The sequence below is a fragment of the Streptomyces sp. JN8 genome (assembly GCF_055808075.1).
The window spans coordinates 1,106,325-1,124,631 of record NZ_CM147852.1; the positions used below are offsets into that span (position 1 = coordinate 1,106,325).

Annotated in this window: 17 protein-coding genes; 3 read left to right on the top strand and 14 right to left on the bottom strand. The window is 75.4% G+C overall.

The window, feature by feature from the left end; all coding sequences use genetic code 11:
• Window positions 1-28 precede the first annotated feature (28 nt).
• Window positions 29-619, bottom strand: coding sequence for a helix-turn-helix domain-containing protein (locus tag ACY0MR_RS04650; protein ID WP_361856685.1), 591 nt, complete (start codon window positions 617-619; stop codon window positions 29-31).
• 67 nt (window positions 620-686) lie between these two features.
• On the opposite strand from ACY0MR_RS04650, the gene ACY0MR_RS04655 reads away from it, so the two are divergent.
• Complete coding sequence (locus ACY0MR_RS04655) at window positions 687-1,643, top strand: NAD(P)/FAD-dependent oxidoreductase (RefSeq protein ID WP_403317081.1); 957 nt, start codon at window positions 687-689, stop codon at window positions 1,641-1,643.
• Window positions 1,644-1,818: 175 nt separating this feature from the next.
• Window positions 1,819-2,598 carry a VOC family protein gene (locus tag ACY0MR_RS04660; RefSeq protein WP_473559271.1) on the top strand — a complete coding sequence of 260 codons (780 nt, stop codon included), beginning with the start codon at window positions 1,819-1,821 and terminating at the stop codon, window positions 2,596-2,598.
• A 110-nt stretch (window positions 2,599-2,708) separates the two neighbouring features.
• Here the strand turns inward: ACY0MR_RS04660 and ACY0MR_RS04665 are convergent, their stop codons facing one another.
• The 13 genes from ACY0MR_RS04665 to ACY0MR_RS04725 form a co-directional block, all read right to left on the bottom strand.
• Entirely contained in the window at window positions 2,709-3,461 is a 753-nt protein-coding gene (locus ACY0MR_RS04665) for a PIG-L deacetylase family protein (RefSeq protein ID WP_388794983.1), read from the bottom strand.
• Complete coding sequence (locus tag ACY0MR_RS04670; protein WP_473559273.1) at window positions 3,458-4,390, bottom strand: SIS domain-containing protein; 933 nt, start codon at window positions 4,388-4,390, stop codon at window positions 3,458-3,460. The genes ACY0MR_RS04665 and ACY0MR_RS04670 overlap by 4 nt, the downstream gene beginning before the upstream one ends.
• Window positions 4,391-4,536: 146 nt before the next feature.
• Window positions 4,537-5,844, bottom strand: a complete 1,308-nt coding sequence (locus ACY0MR_RS04675) for an alpha/beta fold hydrolase (RefSeq protein ID WP_404078558.1) — start codon at window positions 5,842-5,844, stop codon at window positions 4,537-4,539.
• A 76-nt stretch (window positions 5,845-5,920) separates the two neighbouring features.
• The gene (locus ACY0MR_RS04680) at window positions 5,921-7,081 is read right to left on the bottom strand and encodes a glycoside hydrolase family 5 protein (protein ID WP_473561696.1); all 1,161 of its coding nucleotides are present in this window, start codon (window positions 7,079-7,081) and stop codon (window positions 5,921-5,923) included.
• A gap of 214 nt (window positions 7,082-7,295) precedes the next feature.
• Window positions 7,296-8,264 carry an ABC transporter substrate-binding protein gene (locus ACY0MR_RS04685; RefSeq protein WP_473559275.1) on the bottom strand — a complete coding sequence of 323 codons (969 nt, stop codon included), beginning with the start codon at window positions 8,262-8,264 and terminating at the stop codon, window positions 7,296-7,298.
• On the bottom strand, window positions 8,261-8,932 hold the full coding sequence (locus ACY0MR_RS04690) for an ABC transporter permease (protein ID WP_388794996.1): 672 nt from the start codon (window positions 8,930-8,932) through the stop codon (window positions 8,261-8,263). The genes ACY0MR_RS04685 and ACY0MR_RS04690 overlap by 4 nt, the downstream gene beginning before the upstream one ends.
• A gap of 127 nt (window positions 8,933-9,059) precedes the next feature.
• Entirely contained in the window at window positions 9,060-9,740 is a 681-nt protein-coding gene (locus ACY0MR_RS04695; protein ID WP_361856704.1) for an ABC transporter permease, read from the bottom strand.
• A 150-nt stretch (window positions 9,741-9,890) separates the two neighbouring features.
• Window positions 9,891-10,280: a VOC family protein gene (locus ACY0MR_RS04700; protein ID WP_473559278.1), complete on the bottom strand. Its 390-nt coding sequence runs from the start codon at window positions 10,278-10,280 to the stop codon at window positions 9,891-9,893.
• Between the two features lie 92 nt (window positions 10,281-10,372).
• Window positions 10,373-11,203, bottom strand: a complete 831-nt coding sequence (gene nadE, locus ACY0MR_RS04705) for an ammonia-dependent NAD(+) synthetase (RefSeq protein ID WP_388795003.1) — start codon at window positions 11,201-11,203, stop codon at window positions 10,373-10,375.
• Window positions 11,204-11,305: 102 nt separating this feature from the next.
• Window positions 11,306-12,442, bottom strand: coding sequence for a sulfite oxidase (locus ACY0MR_RS04710; RefSeq protein WP_473559280.1), 1,137 nt, complete (start codon window positions 12,440-12,442; stop codon window positions 11,306-11,308).
• A gap of 74 nt (window positions 12,443-12,516) precedes the next feature.
• Window positions 12,517-14,595: an ATP-binding protein gene (locus tag ACY0MR_RS04715; RefSeq protein ID WP_473559282.1), complete on the bottom strand. Its 2,079-nt coding sequence runs from the start codon at window positions 14,593-14,595 to the stop codon at window positions 12,517-12,519.
• Between the two features lie 146 nt (window positions 14,596-14,741).
• Complete coding sequence (locus ACY0MR_RS04720; protein WP_473559284.1) at window positions 14,742-16,328, bottom strand: molybdopterin-dependent oxidoreductase; 1,587 nt, start codon at window positions 16,326-16,328, stop codon at window positions 14,742-14,744.
• A gap of 114 nt (window positions 16,329-16,442) precedes the next feature.
• Complete coding sequence (locus tag ACY0MR_RS04725) at window positions 16,443-17,060, bottom strand: sigma-70 family RNA polymerase sigma factor (RefSeq protein WP_404078542.1); 618 nt, start codon at window positions 17,058-17,060, stop codon at window positions 16,443-16,445.
• Window positions 17,061-17,196: 136 nt separating this feature from the next.
• On the opposite strand from ACY0MR_RS04725, the gene ACY0MR_RS04730 reads away from it, so the two are divergent.
• Window positions 17,197-18,306: a MerR family transcriptional regulator gene (locus tag ACY0MR_RS04730; RefSeq protein ID WP_473559286.1), complete on the top strand. Its 1,110-nt coding sequence runs from the start codon at window positions 17,197-17,199 to the stop codon at window positions 18,304-18,306.
• The last annotated feature ends 1 nt before the right edge of the window (window position 18,307 follow it).

An 18,307-nucleotide genomic window follows, 5' to 3' on the forward strand; every position in this document is an offset into this window, starting at 1 on the left:
AGCGGTCGCTTGATTCGAGGGGAACCGCTCAACCGGACTTCTTCGGGCGGGCCCGGACGTGCATCCGCTCCCCCTGCGGCCCGTACAGGCTCAGGAACTCCACCGGCCCGTCGGGCGTGGGGCCGAACCAGTGCGGGACGCGCGTGTCGAACTCCGCGGCCTCCCCGGGGCCCAGCACCACGTCGTGCTCCCCGAGGACCAGCCGCAGCCTCCCGGAGAGCACGTACAGCCACTCGTAGCCCTCGTGGACGCGCGGCTCCGGCTCCTCCTGCTGCGGCTTCTCCTGGATGACCTTGTACGCCTGGAGGCCGCCCGGCTGACGGGTGAGCGGATACATCGTGCGACCGTGCCGCACGATGGGCCGGGCCCGGATCCGGGGGTCGCCCGTCGCGGGGGCGCCGACCAGCTCGTCGAGGGCGACCTGATGGGCGCGGGCGAGCGGCAGGAGCAGTTCGAGACTGGGCCTCCGCTGCCCCGACTCCAGCCGGGAGAGGGTGCTCACGGAGATCCCGGTGTCCGCGGACAGTTCGGCCAGGGTCACCCCGCGGTCGCGGCGGAGCCTGCGGAGCCGGGGGCCGACCTCGTGGAGCACGGCGTCGATGCGATCGTCTTCGGTCATACGTCCAAGTTTTGCAGAAACGGCAAGCCACCTTGCTCCCGTAGCGGGGCCGGGTGACGCTCGGCCCATGAACGCACACCTGGAGAACACGTACGAGGCCGTGGTGGTCGGCGGCGGCGCGGCGGGGCTGAGCGCCGCCCTGGTCCTGGGCCGGGCACGGCGCCGGACCCTGGTGGTCGACGCCGGCGCACCGCGCAACGCGCCCAGCGCGCACATGCAGGGCGTCCTGTCCCGGGACGGCATGAGCCCGGCCGACTACCTGGCGGCCGGCCGGGCCGAGATCGCCGGGTACGGGGTCGAGCTGCGGACCGGCGAGGTGACGGGCGCGGCGCCGGACGGGGACGGCGGATTCCTCCTCACCCTGGCCGACGGGGACCCGGTCCGGGCGCGGCGGCTCGTCGTCACCACGGGGCTCGTCGACGAGCTGCCCGCGATCGACGGACTCGCCGGGCGGTGGGGCCGGGACGTCCTGCACTGCCCCTACTGCCACGGCTGGGAGGTCCGCGACGAGGCCTTCGGGGTGATCGCGCATCCGACGATGCCCGCGCACCAGGCCCTGATGGTGGCCCACTGGTCCAAGGACGTGACCCTGTTCCTGCACACCTCGGCCGAGCCCTCGGAGCACGAGGCGGCCCTGCTGGAGGCCGCGGGCGTCCGGATCGAGCGGGGCGAGGTCGTGGGCCTCGCGGTGGAGGACGACCGGCTGACCGGGGTGCGGCTCGCCGGCGGGCGGACCGTCGCCCGCTCGGTGGTCTTCGCGGCGGCCTCGCGCCTGGCACCCCGGGACGGCGTGCTGCGGCAGCTCGGCGCGGAGCTGCGCGAGACGCCCTTCGGGGAGTTCGTGGTGGTGGACGAGGTGGGACGGACCAGCGTGCCGGGCGTCTGGGCCGCCGGGAACGTCACGGGGCCGCAGGAGCAGGTGGTCAACGCGGTGAGCCGGGGCTACCGCGCCGCGGCCGCCCTCAACAGCGAACTGGTCTTCGGCGACCTGGAGGAGAAGGCGGCCGGTCGGCCGGTCGGATGAACCGTCGCCGCTGGGGCTGCGCCGCCGGGGCCGACGGACGAGGATCGATCGCGGTGACCGGATGCGCCGGGCGGCCGACGGCGCCCGGCGCACGGACGACGACACGCTCACGGCTCACGGCTCACGGCTCACGGCTCACGGACGACGGCACACGGAAGGAACGGGACACCCCCCCATGCTCGGAACGCAGTTCACCAAGGGCTCCCCCTGCTGGATCGACCTCGGCAGCCCCGACACGGAGGCGGCAGCCGCCTTCTACGCCGCGGTCTTCGGCTGGGAGTTCCGCTCGGCCGGCCCGGGCGCCGGCGACTACGGCTTCTTCCAGCAGGACGGCAGGACGGTCGCCGCGCTCGGGCCGCTCACGGAGCAGGGCGCGTCCAGCGCCTGGACCGTGTACTTCCAGACCCCGGACGCGGACGCCACGGCGCGGGACGCCGAGTCGGCGGGCGGCGCCGTGCGCCTCGCGCCGATGGACATCATGGAGGCGGGCCGGGCGGGCGCCCTCACCGACCCCGGCGGCGCCCGGTTCGCCCTCTGGCAGCCCGGGACGACCAAGGGCCTCGACCGCACCTCGTCGACGAACGCCCTCGTCTGGGTGGAGCTGCACACCGAGAACCCCGAGGGCGTCCTCGCCTTCTACCGGACGCTGTTCGGCTGGCGATCGGCGGAGATGGACGCGCCCGGCATGCGGTACCGCGTCCTCTCGACGGCGGAGGGCGACCAGCAGGACGCCACCTTCGGCGGCGCGGCCGAACTCCAGGACATCCGGCGCGGCCCGCGCTGGATGGTGTACTTCGACGTCGAGGACGCGGACGCGACCGTCGCGTCGGCCCGGTCCCACGGCGGTTCGGTCCTGATGCCCGCGGCCGACATCCCGGACGTCGGCCGCGTCGCCTGGCTCGCCGACCCCTTCGGCGCCCCGTTCGCGGTGCTGAAGCCGGCCCCGATGGGCTGACCCGGCGGCACGGCCGTCCGGCGGCCGGATCCGGTGGCCGGGGCCCTCGACAGCGCCCCAGCCCGGTCGACGCCCCCTCGGCCGGCCACCTTCAGCGCCACCGGCGCCTCTCAGCGCCCGAAGAGTTCGAAGGCGACCGCGGGACGGCCGCCGAAGCGGTCGGAGGCGCGGCTCGTCGCGCCGGTGAGGAAGGACCGGACGTACTCCTCCGGGTCTTGGTCCGTCAGGCCCTCGATGTACGCGCGGTGGCAGAGCAGCGAGCTGATCGCGCGGTCCAGGCCCGGGGCCGCGTCGACCGCGTGGGTCGGGGTGCTGGACGCGGCGACCGCCACCCAGCGCACCCCGTTCCAGGGCTCCAGTCCCTGGTCGATGAGCTCGGGGAAGATCCAGCGGTTGCCCGCGTCCCCCGCCGCGTCAAGCGTCGCCCGGCCCACGGCCACGTGGTCGGGGGTGTTCCAGGGGGCGCCGGGGCCGCCGCCCCAGGTGTCACGGTGGTTGAGGGTGATGACCAGCTCCGGCCGGTGCCTGCGGATCGCCGCCGCGATGTCACGGCGCAGACCGAGCCCGTACTCGATCACGCCGTCGCGGTGGTCGAGGAACTCCACCGTGTCCACTCCGACGACCGCGGCGCTGTCCCGCTGCTCCTGCTCGCGCAGCGGCCCGCAGGCGTCCGGGGCGATCGAGTCGATGCCCGCCTCGCCGCGGGTCGCGAGGACGTAGACCACCTCCTTGCCGGCGTCCGTCCAGGCGGCGACGGCCGCCGCGCAGCCGTACTCCAGGTCGTCGGGGTGGGCGACGACGGCGAGGGCGCGCTGCCAGTCGCCGGGCATCTCCGTGAGGTCGTTGACATCGGTTCCGGTCATGATCGCAGGATACGGGCGGTCTCCGACGCGGTCGGGCGGAACGCTCCGGAAAGGATCACCGAACGCGAGACGTTCCTGGGCCGGTCGGGGTTGAGTCCGCGGCGTACCGCGAGCGCGACCGCGAGCCGCTGGGCGCGGACCAGCGCGGCCACCGGGTCGATCGCGTCGGCCGCGAACAGGGCTCCGGTGGACTCGACTTCGTCCTTGAGTCCCGAGGGGGCGGGGCCGAGGCACCACACGAGGCTGGACCGGTCGCTGACGCTGATCGGGCCGTGGCGGTACTCCATAGCCGCGTACGACTCCGTCCAGACGCGGGCCACCTCGCGCAGTTTGAGGGCGGCCTCGTCGGCGAGGCCGACGGTCCAGCCGGTGCCGAGGAAGGTGAACTGGCCGCGCCGCTCCCACGCTGCGGGCAGCCGCTCGTAGAGGACGAGTTCGGCGTCGGTGACGGCGGGCCCCAGGTCCACCCCGAGCCCCGCGCGCAGGAGTTGGAGCGCCGTGGTCGCGAACCGGGTCTGGACGACGGAGCGTTCGTCGGCGAAGCCGAGTTCGAGGACCCGGTCGGCGAGCCGTCCCGCGGGGCTGCCGGGCACTCCGGTGAGGACGAGCGTCGGGATGCGCCCCGCCGCGCCGGCCAGGAGCCGGACGACCTCCGTGGTGGTGCCGGAGCGGGTGAGGGCCACGATGCGGTCGTAACCGCGCCCGAGCGGCGTGGAGTCGGAGGCGGGGAACGCGTCGGTCTCACCCGCGCCGAGGGACTCGCGCAGCGCCGCGTAGGTGCGGGCGATGAAGTACGAGGTGCCGCAGCCGACCACCGCCACCCGCTCGCCGCGGGCCGGCAGCAGGGCGGCGTCGCGGTCGGCGATCTCGGCGGCGCGGCGCCAGCAGTCGGGCTGACCGGCGATCTCCGCGCTGACGTGGGTGCTCATGTCCGGGTCCTCTCCTCGGCCGGCCCCGCACGGGGCCAGGACCGAGTTGTACCGGCTCCCGTCCGGTGCACTCCATGAGCGGGGGCGGTCCGACCCTTGGACTTTTGCGCGCCCCCGCCGGCCGCGCGTCGTCCTTGCCCGGGCGGTCAGATCTCGTCGCGGGAGAGCGCGAGCAGCCGGTCCAGGACGCGCGGTCCCCCGGCCCGCACCCCGTCGTGCTCGAACTCGTCCGTCACCCAGGTGCGCAGACCGCGGACCGCGCGCGCGGTGGCCAGCGAGTGGCCGGTGTCCACGTACATGTCGTCGTGGTAGACGGCCGCGGCGACCGGGACCCGGTTGGCGGCGAGGCGCTCGGGGTCGTACAGCGGGGCCCAGTCGGCGCGGGCGGCAAGGAGTTCCGCGGTCTCGCGGAGCGGGCGCAGGGCGGGGTCGGTGGTGAAGTGCCAGGGGTGGACGGTCTCGCCGGTGAAGAGCGGCGGCCGTCCCTCGGCGAGCGCGGCGCGGGCGTCGAACTCGGGGTGCTCGGCGCGGATCCGCTCGGCCGCCCAGTCGGTGGGGCCCTGCCCCTGGGCGTAGATGGACTCGTGGAGCACCGCGTAGAGCGGGTGGCCGGCGTACGACAACTGGGCCTGGACCTGCTCCAGGAAGGCGTCGGCGAGCGCGGGCCCCTGCCGGGTGGGGACGAAGGCGCCCTCCAGGAGGAGATGGAGCTGGTGGGTGCCCTCGCCGGAGCCCAGGAGGATGCCGAGGGACTGGAAGGCCTCGGGGGTGAGCAGGCCGCCGCCGGGCAGCTCGACCTCGTGGTCGAGGAGGTGGGCGAGGACGGCGCGGGCCCGTTCGGCGTCCTCGGGGTGCCGGGCGTAGTGGGCCTCGTTCTTGCGCCGGATGCGGGGGTAGGCCGCGCGGTAGACCTCGTCGGCCGTGGCGGAGAGGGCGGGCAGGCCGCCGGTGATCAGGACCCGCTCCAGGCCCTCGGGCGCGGCCGAGAGGTAGTGGGTGGCGCAGAACCCGCCGAAGCTCTGGCCGAGGACGGTCCACGGGGCGCCGCCGGTGAGCCGGCGGCGGATGAGTTCGCAGTCCGCGACGATCGAGTCGGCGCGGAAGCGGGCGAGGTAGTCGGCCTGCTCGGCGGGGGTGCCGCGGAGCGGCAGGGTCTGGCGGTTGGCGGGGGTGGAGCGGCCGGTGCCCCGCTGGTCGAGGAGGAGCACGCGGAACTCCCGGACGGCGCGGCCGAGCCAGGCCTGCGGTCCGATGAACCGGCGGGCGCCGAAGCCGGGTCCGCCCTCCAGGTAGACCAGCCAGGGGAGCCGCTCGCGGTCCGCGCCGGCGTCGCCGCCGGCGACGACCTCGCGGCCGAAGACCTCGATCCGCTCGCCGTCGGGGCGGCTGTGGTCGAGGGGGACGGGGAAGCGGTGGTCGGTGAGAACGAGTCCCGGCTGCCGGAAGGTGGTCACGCTGTCGCTGCTCCTGTTCGGTACGCCCCCGCCGGGACAGTGGATCACACGGCGGGGGCGGACCGGAGAAGGGGCGTCAGGAGGTCGGGAAGTCGTCCGCCGTCCTGACGCGGTCGCGGATCCACACGCCGGCGGGCTTCAGGGAGCCGGTGCCGGCCCAGGGGCCGCCGGCGTCGCACGTGCCGGTCTTGAAGACGGCGCCGCTGCGCTCGTCGTCGGAGAGGTTCCAGTTGACCCAGCTGATCTTCTTCGCGGCCATCAGGCCGAGGAAGCGCTGGGACATCGCGAAGTCGTTCGCGCCCTCGCCGGCGTAGTTCTGGGTGCCGAACTCGGTGACGAAGACGGGCAGCCGGTCGGCGGCGCGGGAGAGGGTGTTCAGGTACTCGTCGCGGTGCGAGTACGCGGAGAAGTGGAAGGTGTACATGATGTTGGCGGCGTTCACCGGGTTGGACACGACCTCGGACTCGTTCGCGCCGTCGGAGACGCCGAACGAGGACCACGCGCGGGTGCCGACGAGGATCGGGGTCTGGGCGTCCTTGGCTCGGATGACCGGGATGAGCTGCTCGGCGTAGCTCTTGATGCGGGACCAGGCGACGCCGTTGGGCTCGTTGGCGATCTCGTACAGCAGGTTGGCCTTGGCGCCGTGGCGCTGGGCGATCTCGGTGAAGAAGGTCTTGGCGCGGGCGAGGTTGTGGTGCGGGTCGCCGGGGTCGAGCATGTGCCAGTCGACGATCACGTGCATGCCGCGCGCGGTGGCCTGCTCGATCAGGGAGTGGGCGAGGTCGGTGTACGTGCGCGGGTCGGTCTCGTAGCCGCCCTCCTGGACGTACGTGGAGACGCGCAGGACGTCGGCCTTCCAGTCCTTGGCGAGGGCGTCGAGCGAGCCGCCGGTGAGGCACTGGGCGTACCACTGGGTGCCGTGGCTGGACATGCCCCGGAGCTGGATCGGCTTGCCGTGGGTGTTGCAGAGCTTGGTGCCGCAGACCTTCAGCCTGCCGTTGACCGCCGCGGGTGTGGTGCCGGTGGGCGGCGGGCCGGTGGCGGTGTCGACCGTGAGGTGGTCGACGTTGGGGCCGCCGCCGGTGAATCCGGTGTGGTGGGACTCGACGGCGCCCCGGGAGACGGTGGCCGTCTCCGCCTCGTAGGTGACGGGGGCGGCGGTCGCGGTCGGCGGGGCGACGGCGAGGCCGAGGAGCAGCGCGCCGAGGGCGGTTCCGGCGACGCCGAGGCGTCGGATGCCGGGTCGGGGGGGTCCTGCGGGGTCGTGCGGTTCGTGCCGAAGTCATGGGGGTCTCCACGGAACGACGAACGAGGCCCGGGAGGGCCGGGGAGGACACACTCGAATGGAAGGAAACTTTCCTAACGGATGAAGAGCAGCCGCGCGAACCGCCTCGCAAGGGTCATGACAAGAGACGCAGTTCAGCGGGCTGACGGGGACGGCCCCTCGCGGCTCACCCCGTGACGAGTCCCTTCGACACCAGGTAGTTCCGCGCCACGTCCTCCGGCAGCCTCCGCCAGCTGTCCACCTGCTCGTTGAGCAGGGTCAGATCGGCGGTGGTCAGGACCGTGTTGAGGCGGGAGAGCGCTCCGGTGACCCCCGGACCGCCGGCCCGGGCGCGGTTGACCACCGGGACGATGTGGTCGGCGTTCTGCAGGTTCCGGTCGTCCTCCAGCAGGACGAGACCGAACGCGTCGAGGGTGGCGTCGGTGCTCGTGGTGAGCACCAGCTGGTCCTGGCCGTTCTGGACGGCCTGCTTGGCCGGAGTGGTGCCCACGCCCTTGGGGTCGACGGCCGTGACGTCGATGCCGTAGACCTTCCGCAGCCCCGGCGCGCAGTACGGCCGCCGTACGCACTCGTCACCGGCCGCGAGCCGGATCGGGAGCCCGGTGGCGCCGAGGTCGCTCAGGGTCCTGAGGCGGTGCCGCGCGGCGAACTCGGCGGTGACGGCGAAGGCGTTCTGGTCCACGGCGCGGCCCGCGTCCAGGACGGTCAGACCGCGGGGCGTGGCGAGCGCGCGGAGGGCCTTCATGGTGGCGTCCGCGTCGGGCGAGCCGACGGGAGGCGCCTCGGGCCCGTGGGCCTTGGCGTTCAGCCAGTCGGCGAAGGTCGCCGCGTACTCCGCCACCACGTCGATCTGGCCGCGCTCCAGGGCCGGCTCGTACAGCTCGCGGTTGGTGACGGAGAGGATCTTCGTGCCGTATCCGGCCTCTTCGAGGAGCAGGGCGTACATCTGGGCCAGCAGGTCGCTCTCGGTGAAACCGGCCGAGCCGACGGTCAGCCGGCGGCTGTCGCCCGGCCGCGCCGTGACCTCGCCCTGCGCCTCCAGGGACGGTCCCGCGGTGCAGCCGCCGAGGGCGGCGCAGACCGCCAGGAGGAGGCCCGGGGCGGCGAACCGGCGCGGGCGGGGACGTCCGCTCACGCGCTCCTCCCCCGCCGACCGGGGGCCAGCCGCTGGGCCGCCTCGAAGACCCCCTCCACGAGCAGCGCGAGGAGGGCGACGAGGCAGGCCCCGGCGACGACCTGCGGGGTGGAGGCGAGGTTGAACCCGGCCGTGATGATCCTGCCGAGCCCGCCGCCGCCCGCGAGAGCGGCCACGGTGGCCGTGGCCACCAGCTGCACGGCGGCGATCCGCACCCCGGTCAGGATCAGCGGCAGCGCGAGCGGCACCTCCACCAGGGTCAGGGTCTGGCGGCCCGTCATGCCCATGCCCCGGGCGGCACGGACGACGTCGGGGTCGACGCCGCGCATCCCGACGTACGCGTTGGTCAGCAGCGGCGGCACCGCGAAGAGGACCAGGGCGATGATCGTCGGCCACTGGCCGTACGTCCCGATCGGGCTGAGCAGCAGCAGGACGAGGACCGCGAAGGTGGGGACGGCCCGGCCGACGTTGGAGAGGTTCACGGCGAGGGCGCCGCCCTTGCCGAGGTGCCCGAGGACGAGGGCGACGGGCAGGGCGATCACACAGCTGATGACGAGGCAGACGACGGTGAGGAAGAGGTGCTCGGCGAGCCGGTGCCAGACGCCGTTCTCGCCGGACCAGTGCCCGGACGTGGTGAGCCAGGACCAGGAGTCCGCCAGGGTGGTCATCGGGCCGCCCCGCGGTTCGGGGACGGGGGCGTACGGCAGGCCCGCGGTGCTCCCGGTCCGGGGGCTCCGGCCGCCCGCGGGTTCCGGGGGCGCGGTCCGCCCGCCGCCCGCGGGGCCGGGGGGCGGCTCACGCCGACCGTCCGCGGGTCCAGGGGGTGAGCAGGCGCTGGGCGCCGACGAGGAGCAGGTCGGCTGCGACGGCGATCACCACGCAGAGCACGGAGGCGGTGAGCACCTGCGCCTTGAAGTAGGTGTTCATCCCCGCGTAGACGAGGTTGCCGAGGCCTCCGTGGCCCACGATCGCGCCGATCGTGACGAGGGAGACGGCCGAGACCGTGGCGATGCGGAGCCCGGCCATGGCGGACGGCACCGCGAGCGGCAGTTCGACGGTGAGCAGCAGCCGCACCGGCCCGTACCCGAGGCCGCGGGCGGCCTGCCGGGTCTCCTCGGGGACGGCGCGGAGTCCGGCCAGGATGTTCCGGACCAGGAGGGTGAGGGAGTACAGGACGAGACCGGCCACGACCAGGGACGCGGACAGCCCGTACCAGGGCAGCAGCAGCGAGAACATGGCGAGCGCCGGGATCGTGTACAGGAGCGTGGTGATCCCGAGGACGGGACCGGCCGCCCAGCGCCACCGGCGGGCGGCCACCGCGAGCGGGAGGGCGAGCGCGAGGGCGAGGGCGACCGAGACGGCGGTCAGCCGGAGGTGCTCGACGACGGCGTCGGTGAGGATCTCGCTGCGGCTGGAGAGGTAGGCGCCGCAGATCCACTCGTTGCGGGCGAGGCAGTCGTCGGGCGGCGCGGTCACCCTCCCATTCGAGGCGGTACGGGGCCGGGGCGCACCCGGGCCGGGCCGTTCGGGGGCGGGGCGGTCCGCTGGGGAGCGGTCCGCTCAGGGGCGCGGAGCATGCGGGGGCGGGGGGCCGGACCGACGGCCCGGCACCGCGGCCGCCGTGGCTCAGCCGGGCTCCTGGAGCACCGACAGGACGTTGCCCGCGGGGTCCTTGAACCAGGCGATGGCCGGTCCGCCCTCGGCCCGGACGACGCCCCTGGCGTCGGCCTCGAATCCTTCGTAGCGCTCCAGGGCCACTCCGCGACCGGTCAGCTCGTCCACGGCGCGGTCGATGTCGTCGACCGCGAAGTTGAGGATCGTGAACGTGGCGGGGGCGTGGTCGTCCTTCGGGTAGACGAAGACCCGGACGCCGCCCGCCAGGGTGAGGAAGAGCATCCGCATGTCGCCCTCCCCCTCCTCGCCCACCCGCAGACCGAGGGTCTCGCCGTAGAAGCGGCGGGCGGCGTCCAGGTCGTCGACCGAGAAGCCGCTGAACGCCGGGGTGTCGCCGAACATGACGTGCTCCTTTCCGGGGCCCCGGTCCGGGGCGCCCCTTCCAGGATCCGCCGCGTGCCCGCCGCCCGCCGCCCGGGCCGGGAGCGGGGCGCTCAGGGCGCGATCGGCAGCTGCCGCTTGTGCTCGGTGAGCTCGTAGCGGCGCACGATCGTGGCGAACGCGGCCTCGGCGACCGGCTTCCCCTCCAGGAAGTCGTCGATGTCGTCGTACGTGACACCGAGGGCGTCCTCGTCGGGCTTGCCCGGGTCCAGGGTCTCCAGGTCGGCCGTGGGGGTCTTCCAGACCAGTTCGGACGGGGCGCCGAGCTCGGCCGCGACCGCGCGGACGCGGCGCTTGGTGAGTCCGGTGAGCGGCACGACGTCGGCGGCGCCGTCGCCGAACTTGGTGAAGAAGCCGGACACGGCCTCGGCGGCGTGGTCGGTGCCCACGACGAGCCCGTCGCGGGCCCCCGCGACGGCGTACTGGGCGATCATGCGCTGGCGGGCCTTGATGTTGCCCTGCACGAAGTCCTGGTGGTGGGCGTCGCGGAAGGCCACACCGCCGGCGAGGGCGGCGTCCAGGGCGGCGTCGCTCGCGGCCTTCACGTCCACCGTGAGGACCTCGTCGGCGCGGATGAAGCCGAGCGCGGTCTGCGCGTCCTTCTCGTCGGCCTGCACGCCGTACGGCAGGCGCATCGCGTAGAAGACGGCCTCGTGTCCGGCGGCGCGGGCCCGCTCGACGGCCAGCTGGCAGAGGCGTCCGGCGGTGGTGGAGTCCACGCCGCCGCTGATGCCGAGGACCAGGGAGCGCAGACCGGTTGAGGTGAGCCGCTCGGTCAGGAAGGCCACGCGGCGCTCGATCTCGGCCCGCGGGTCGAAGGTCTCGGCCACCTGGAGGTCCCGGGCGATCTGCTGCTGGCGGGCGGTGGACGCCGGGTCGGTCACGGGGGTCTCCTCGTCGGGTTCGGGACTGCCGACGTCGACTCTACGCACCGGGGCGGGGCGGCGTCGCCCGGCCCCCGCCGCCTCCGGGACCGGCCGCCCCGGTCAGGGCCCGGCGGCGTCCGGGGCGCAGAGGACCTCGACCCGCTGGACGAGGTTGTTGGCGAAGCCGCCGCGGTTCCACGGTGCCGCGAGCGGCTGGACCCCGCCCGCGGCGTCCGTCGCCCGCACGGTCAGGTGGCGCAGCCCCGGCATCGCCGTCCACGCGGCGCGCCAGGCGGACCAGGCCCAGGGGTGCGCGGTGTCCCGGACGAGCTCCGCCGCGGTCCACGCCGCCCCGCCGTCCTCGCTCACCTCGACGCGGACGACCGGGCCGCGGCCCGACCAGGCGCGGCCGGTGAGGGTGACGGGGCCGGGCCGCACCACCCGGGCCCTGGACTGGAAGTCGGGGAAGCCGGGCGGCGCCATGAGGGCCCGGGGGGCCATGAGCGTGACGGGCTCCCCTGGCTCCTCGGGCGACTGCCGTACGCGGTAGGCAGCGGCCTGCTGGAAGCCGGTGTAGGGGGTGTCCGTGAGCGTGATGTCGCGGAGCCACTTCACGTGGGCCATGCCGTACCAGCCGGGGACGACGAGCCGGAGCGGACTGCCGTGCTGCGGGGGCAGGGGCGCCCCGTTCATGGCATACGCGACGAGGACGTCCCGGGCGGGATCCGCGGCGGTCGTCAGCGGGAGGCTCCGCCGGTAGTCCTGCTCGACTCCCCGCTCCACGCCGTGGTCGGCGCCGGAGAACACCGCCTCGACGGCGTCCTCCGCGATCCCCGCCTCCGCGAGGAGCCCGGCGAGGGGGACGCCGGTCCAGTCGGCGGTGCCGACCGCCTCGACCAGCCAGGGCTGGCTGACCGGGCGGGGGGAGAGCAGGGCGCGGCCGTTCCCGGCGCACTCCAGCGTGACCCGGCGGGTGACCGCGGGCCGGGAGCGCAGCGCGTCCAGATCGAGGGAGAGGGGGCGCAGGACGCGGCCGCCGACGGTGAGCCGCCAGCTCTCGGCACCGGTGTCGGGGATGTCGTAGTGCACCAGGACGTAGTGCAGTCCGGGCGGGGTGACGTCGTACCGCAGCGCTTCCAGCGGGAGCCCGTGGTTGCGGGCGGCGAGGGCCAGTTCCTCCATGGTGACGCCCTCGTCCGGCCCGGCCACGCGTCCCGGGGCGCTGACGGCGCCCAGACCGCCCGGCGATCCGTCCATGCCCCCATGGTGCGCCGCGGCCGGCGGCCCGGCACCTCGGGCGGAGGGCCGGGTCGGGGGCCCGGGGCGCCGCCTCAGGCGTGCCGGGGGTCGCCGAGGGCCCGCTCCAGACCGTCCTGGGGCAGCCCGGTCAGGGCGCGGACGAAGATCTCCTCGTAGGCCGGTTCGCCGAGCGTCGCGCGGGCGGTGTCCGTGTACTTCTCGTGCAGCGCCCGCAGGCCGGGCAGTCCGCGGCGGGCCTGCCCGGTGGAGCGCCAGTACGCCTCCCCCGTACCCGAGACGTCCGCCGCGCGTTCGCCGTCGCCGGCCGCCGCGAGGGCCGTGGCGAGGACGTCGAGGCCGAGGGCCACGCCCAGACTGGCGCCGAGCCCCCGGGTCCCTTCGAGCATCGCGCGGGCATGCCCGGCGGCCCGCGCCGGGTCGCCCTCCAGGAGCCCGGTGAGGGACAGCTGGTACTCCAGCGCCGTCCGGGTCCAGTGCTCGTCGAGCTCCTCGCACAGGTCCCGCAGGGCCAGGGCCCGCTCCCTGGCCTCGCCGAGCCGGCCGAGGCCCGTCAGGGCGAAGACCCGGACGAGGTGGCAGCGGAGCCGGGCCGCGGAGTCGGCGGGGCCGCCCCGCGCCGCGTCGAGCACATGGCCCACGACCACGTGCGCGGCCATCGGGCGGCCGGTGGTCAGCGCGAGGAGCCCGGCGAGCGCGGCCGCGTCCAGGGTGAGGTCGCCGGGCCGGTCCCGGTGGACGGTGTGCTCCGCGAACCGGGCCTCCCGGGCGCACTGCTCGCTCACGTCCTGCGCCGGACCGAACTCGCCCTGGAGGACGAGGGTGACGCCGAGCGCCCACAGCGCGCGGGCCCGGGTGCGGCCGCGCTCCCCGCTGAGCAGCAGGGCCTGTTCGAGGCCGTCGCGGGCCTCGCGGAGACGGCCGCGGCAGGACCAGGCGAAGGCGACCGAGCCGATGAGGTCGAGGGCCGCGTCGGGATCGGTCCGCAGCAGCCGGTCGAGGGCGAGGCGCAGGTCGGTGTGGTGGGAGTCGACCGTCCGGTACCAGCGCAGCTGGCGGGCGCCGTGCCAGTCCGCCTCGCCGCGCCGCGCGAGGCCGCGGAAGTGCGCGGCGTGCCGGTCGGCGACCGCCGCGGTCTCGCCGGTCCGGTCCAGCCAGGTCGCGCCGTACGCGCGGATCGTGTCGAGCATCCGCAGGCGTCCGGCGGCGTCCGGCGGGCGGACCACGGAGGCGCGGACGAGGCCGTCGAGGGCGCCCGGCAGCGTCGCGCGGTTCAGCGGGCCGCCGATGCACACGGCCGTCGCCGAGGCCAGGTCGAAGGGGCCGCGGAAGACCGAGAGGCGGGCCCAGAGGAGCCGTTCGAGGGGGGCGCTGAGCTCGTGGCTCCAGCCGATGGCCGCCCGCAGGGTCTGGTGGCGGCTCGGCCAGACCCGCTCGGTGTGCGCGAGGAGGTCGAAGCGGGCGGACGGCGGGGCGTCGAAGCGGGTGCCGAGCTGGTCCCGGACGGCCTCGGCGCCCTGGATGCGGATCTGGGCGGCGGCGAGTTCCAGGGCGAGGGGGATGCCTTCGAGGCGGACGCAGATCTCGCCGGCCGGACCCGCGGCGGTGAACTCCTCGCCGGCGGCCCCGCGGAGCAGCTCCAGGGCGTCCACCCCGGCGGGCGGCAGCGGGTCGAGGGCGACGACCTGCTCGCCGTCGACGCCGAGCGGCCGGCGGCTGGTGGTGAGGACGGTCAGCCCGGGGGCGGCGGCGAGGAGTTCGGCCACGAGCCGTGCGCAGGGTTCCGCGAGGTGCTCGCAGGAGTCGAGGACGAGCAGCAGCCGGTCGTCGGCGAGCCGGTGGCAGAGGCCGGTGGCCGCCATGCCCGGGGTGTGGTCGGAGAGGTCGACGGAGTCGGCGACGAGCGCGACGAGCAGCCGGTCGCCGTCGAGCTGGGCGAGGTCGGTCCACCAGGCGCCGTCGGGGTACAGCCCGGCGGCCCGGTGCGCGGCACGCAGCGCGAGCCGGGTCTTCCCGACTCCCCCGACGCCGGTCACGGTGACGAGGCGGTGCTCCGCCAAGGCGGCGGAGATCCGCTCCAGTTCCGTGCGGCGCCCCACGAAACCGGGGTTCTCGTCCGGCAGATGTCCACGCACGGGAGCAGTCTCCCTCATGAGAACGACGAACGGGCGGGCGGCACCGGTTCGTTACGCGGTCCGGACCGGAGCTGCGACACCCTTCCGACCGTCACGATGCCGCACCCCGACCGTCACGGCTACCCCCTTCGACCGTCACGGCTCCTTCACTTCGCGCACGGCGGCTACGCGTCGTCCACCTCCACGACGACCGAGTGCCATCCCTGGGCCCCGTTCGGCATGGTGCCGGTGCGCTCCTCGGGCTGGGTGGCGCCGGTGCCGTCGGTGGCGCGCACGGTGAGGGTGTGGCGGCCGGGGGCGGCCGGCCACCGGTGCAGCCACTGCCGCCAGGTGTCGCCGCTGTCCTCGGCGCCGAGTTCGGCCTCCTGCCAGGGGCCGTCGTCGATCCGCACCTCGACCCGGCGGATGCCCCGGTGCTGGGCCCAGGCGACCCCGGCGACCGCGACGGCGCCCGGTGCGACGCGGGCCAGGGGGCGGGGGGTGTCGATGCGGGACTCGGTCTTGACGGGGGCCTGGGCGGCCCAGCCGCGGGGAACCCAGTAGGCGTCGTACGCGGCGAAGGTGGTGAGTTCGATCGAGGCGATCCACTTGCAGGCGGAGACGTACCCGTAGAGGCCGGGGACGACCATGCGGACGGGGAAGCCGTGGGTGAACGGCAGGGGTTCGCCGTTCATGCCGAAGGCGAGGAGGGCGTCGCGGCCGTCCATGACCTGCTCGACCGGGGTGCCGATGGTCATGCCGTCGACGGAGCGGGCGACCAGCTGGTCGGCGGGCCCGCCCTCGGAGGGCGGCCGGACGCCCGCCTCGCGCAGGAGGTCGGCGAGGGACACGCCGAGCCAGCGGGCGTTGCCGACGTACGGGCCGCCGACCTCGTTGGAGACGCAGGCGAGGGTGACGTCCCGCTCCACGACCCGGCGGCTCATGAGCTGCGGCAGGGTGACGGTGCGTTCCTCGCGGACCCCGCTGCCGTGGATGCGCAGCCGCCAGCGGGCCGCGTCGACCCGGGGGACGACGAGCGCGGTGTCGACGCGGTAGAAGTCGCGGTTGGGGGTGACGAACGGGCTGATGCCGGGGACCTGGAGCTGGGCGCCGGGGGGCACGGGCGGCGCGGGCGAGGCGGGCCGGGGCAGGCGCAGGGCGGCGCGGGAGGCGGCGGCGTTCTCCTCGACGGGGCTGCCGACCGCCCGGGCGACGGCGGCGGCCCCCGTGGCGGCGAGGCCGGCGGAGGCGGCGGCGACCAGGAAGGTCCGGCGGTCGGCGCGGGCGGCCGCCGGCCCCGTACCGGCTCTTCGGGTGAGGATCCCGGTCAGGGCGTACAGCAGGGCCGCGCCGACGGCGGCGCCGGCGAGCGAGGGCACGGCGTCGAGCGCGGAGTCGGAGTCCGGACGGGTGACGGCCGCCAGGGCCCCGAGGAGGCCGAACGCCCCGACGGCCGCCGAGCCGAGCAGTCGGCGGCGCAGGGCGAGGAGTCCGACGGCGGCGGCGAGCACGCCGAGGACGAGCAGGATGCCGAGCTGGAGGACGGCCTTGTCGCTCTCGCCGAACTGGCGGATGGCCCATTCCTTGACGGCCGCCGGGGTCCGGTCGACGACGGCGCCGCCGACGGCGGTCACCGGGCTCGCCTCGGGCCGTACCCAGAAGGAGGCGAGGTCGGCGACGGCGAGGGAGACGTATCCGGCGACCAGGCCGCCGGCGGCGGCCAGGAGGCGGTCGGTGCGGGTGGGCGCGCGCCGGGGCGCGGAGAGGGTCATGTTCCTCATTCGGCATCGATCGCGCATCGGTTTGACGGATTCACCGGGACGGGTGACACCGCGGAACGCCCCGGTGGACGGTCGTGAGACCGTCCACCGGGGCGTTCCGGCAGGTCAGCAGGGTGCGGAGAGCCCGGGACCGCCCGGCGGGCGGCTCAGCGAGCGGCGCATCCGGTCGAGGCCGCGCCTCGCGTGGCTCTTCACGGTGCCGAGCGGCATTCCGGTGCGCTCGGCGATCTGCACCTGGGTGAGGTCGCCGTAGAAGGCCATGGCGAGGACCTCGCGCTGCGGGGCGGGGAGCTTGGCCAGCTCGCCCGTCACGACGATCCGGTCGAGGACCGTGTCGTGGTCGGCCCCGGAGTCCTCGGTGAGCGGCAGCCGGGCGCCGGCGGCGGCCACCAGGTCACGGCGGCGGGTGCGGGCCGAGAGGGTGTCGGCGATCTTCCGCCGGGTGATGCCCACGAGCCAGCCGGGGAAGGGGCCGCGCTCCGGCCGGTAGCCGGCGCGTCCCCGCCAGGCGGCGAGGAAGACCTGCTGGCCCACGTCCTCGGCCTCCCTGACGTCCCCGAGCGTGCGGGCGGCCATGGTGTGCACCAGGCCGTGCCAGCGGTCGTACGCCGCGGCCAGGCAGCGCTCGTCGCCGCGCACGAACCCGTCCGCGACCTCGCGGTCGGACAGGGACGGCGCCCCGTTCGGGAGCGACGGCCGGGCGAGATCAACCTGTACGGTCATGGCGACCCGCCTCCTGTGTGACCTGGACCGGAGTGGACCGGTCTGCTGTGGGTGGACCCTGTCGGGCTGTCCCCAGAGTCCGTCCCGACGAGGCACTCACACCATTCGCATCGTTCGTGCGTCGTATGGTGGAGTCATGACCGAATCCTCGCCGGGTCTCACCAGCGGTGCGGTCGCGCGCCGCCTGGGTGTCGCCCCCACCACCCTGCGTTCCTGGGACCGGCGCTACGGCATCGGCCCCGCCGCCCACGAGAGCGGCCGGCACCGCCGGTGGAGCCCGCACGACATCGCCGTCCTCCAGGAGATGTGCCGCCTGACGGCCGCCGGGGTCCCGCCGGCGGAGGCCGCCAGGACGGCCCGGGCCGGGGCCGGAGCCGCCGGAGCGGCCCCGGCCGTCCCCGTCGAGCCCGCAGACCCCGCCGCGCCCGCCGTTCCCGTCGAGTCCGTCGAGTTCGCCGACACTCCCGTGCCCTCCGCCCCCCTCCCCGGAGAGGCTCCCGCCGCCGAGCCGGGCGCCCGCGAACCGGTGCCCGGCGACGTGCGCATGGAACTGCGGGGCCTGGGCCGCGCGGCCGTCCGGCTCGACTCCGCCGCCATGGACGAGATCATGGACTCCGCGATCGCCCGGTACGGACTGGTCACCGCGTGGGAGGAGGTGCTGGCGCCCGCGCTGCACGCCGTGGGCCGCAAGTGGGAGACCTCGGAGGACCGCTACGTCGAGGTGGAGCACCTGCTGTCCTGGCACGTCTCCACGGCACTGCGCCGGGTCGTCGCGCCGGGCCGCACCGGGCTCCCGAAGGGCGGCACGCGGCCGGTCCTGCTCGCCTGCGTGCCCCACGAGCAGCACACCCTCCCGCTGGAGGCGCTCGCCGCCGGACTGGCCGAACTCGGGCTCCCCACCCTGATGTTCGGCGGCGCCGTGCCGCCGGAGGCGCTCGACCAGGCGGTCCGCAGGACCGGCCCCGCCGCGGTCGTGCTGTGGGCCCAGGCCCGCTCGACGGCGAACCACCCCCTGGCGCGCCACGTGTCCGAGACCTCATGGGGCGTCAGGGGCGCCCGGTCCCGGACGGCGGTCCTCCTCACGGGACCCGGCTGGGCGGGCCGGACCCTCGGTCCGGGCATGCTGCGGCCCACCGGGCTGCGGGAGGCCCTGTCCCTGCTGAGCGGTCTGTGCGCCGCCCCGCGCCCCCAGGGACCCTCGGCGGTCGCGACCGGCCGGGGTCCGGAGCACCCGCCCCGCGCGTGAG

What these genes read in the sequence shown, in the direction of transcription:
- ACY0MR_RS04650 (WP_361856685.1), bottom strand. Translation starts at nt 619, where the DNA reads ATGACCGAAGACGATCGCATCGACGCCGTGCTCCACGAGGTCGGCCCC.
- ACY0MR_RS04655 (WP_403317081.1), top strand. Translation starts at nt 687, where the DNA reads ATGAACGCACACCTGGAGAACACGTACGAGGCCGTGGTGGTCGGCGGC.
- ACY0MR_RS04660 (WP_473559271.1), top strand. Translation starts at nt 1,819, where the DNA reads ATGCTCGGAACGCAGTTCACCAAGGGCTCCCCCTGCTGGATCGACCTC.
- ACY0MR_RS04665 (WP_388794983.1), bottom strand. Translation starts at nt 3,461, where the DNA reads ATGACCGGAACCGATGTCAACGACCTCACGGAGATGCCCGGCGACTGG.
- ACY0MR_RS04670 (WP_473559273.1), bottom strand. Translation starts at nt 4,390, where the DNA reads ATGAGCACCCACGTCAGCGCGGAGATCGCCGGTCAGCCCGACTGCTGG.
- ACY0MR_RS04690 (WP_388794996.1), bottom strand. Translation starts at nt 8,932, where the DNA reads ATGACCACCCTGGCGGACTCCTGGTCCTGGCTCACCACGTCCGGGCAC.
- ACY0MR_RS04700 (WP_473559278.1), bottom strand. Translation starts at nt 10,280, where the DNA reads ATGTTCGGCGACACCCCGGCGTTCAGCGGCTTCTCGGTCGACGACCTG.
- ACY0MR_RS04710 (WP_473559280.1), bottom strand. Translation starts at nt 12,442, where the DNA reads ATGGACGGATCGCCGGGCGGTCTGGGCGCCGTCAGCGCCCCGGGACGC.
- ACY0MR_RS04715 (WP_473559282.1), bottom strand. Translation starts at nt 14,595, where the DNA reads ATGAGGGAGACTGCTCCCGTGCGTGGACATCTGCCGGACGAGAACCCC.
- ACY0MR_RS04720 (WP_473559284.1), bottom strand. Translation starts at nt 16,328, where the DNA reads ATGACCCTCTCCGCGCCCCGGCGCGCGCCCACCCGCACCGACCGCCTC.
- ACY0MR_RS04725 (WP_404078542.1), bottom strand. Translation starts at nt 17,060, where the DNA reads ATGACCGTACAGGTTGATCTCGCCCGGCCGTCGCTCCCGAACGGGGCG.
- ACY0MR_RS04730 (WP_473559286.1), top strand. Translation starts at nt 17,197, where the DNA reads ATGACCGAATCCTCGCCGGGTCTCACCAGCGGTGCGGTCGCGCGCCGC.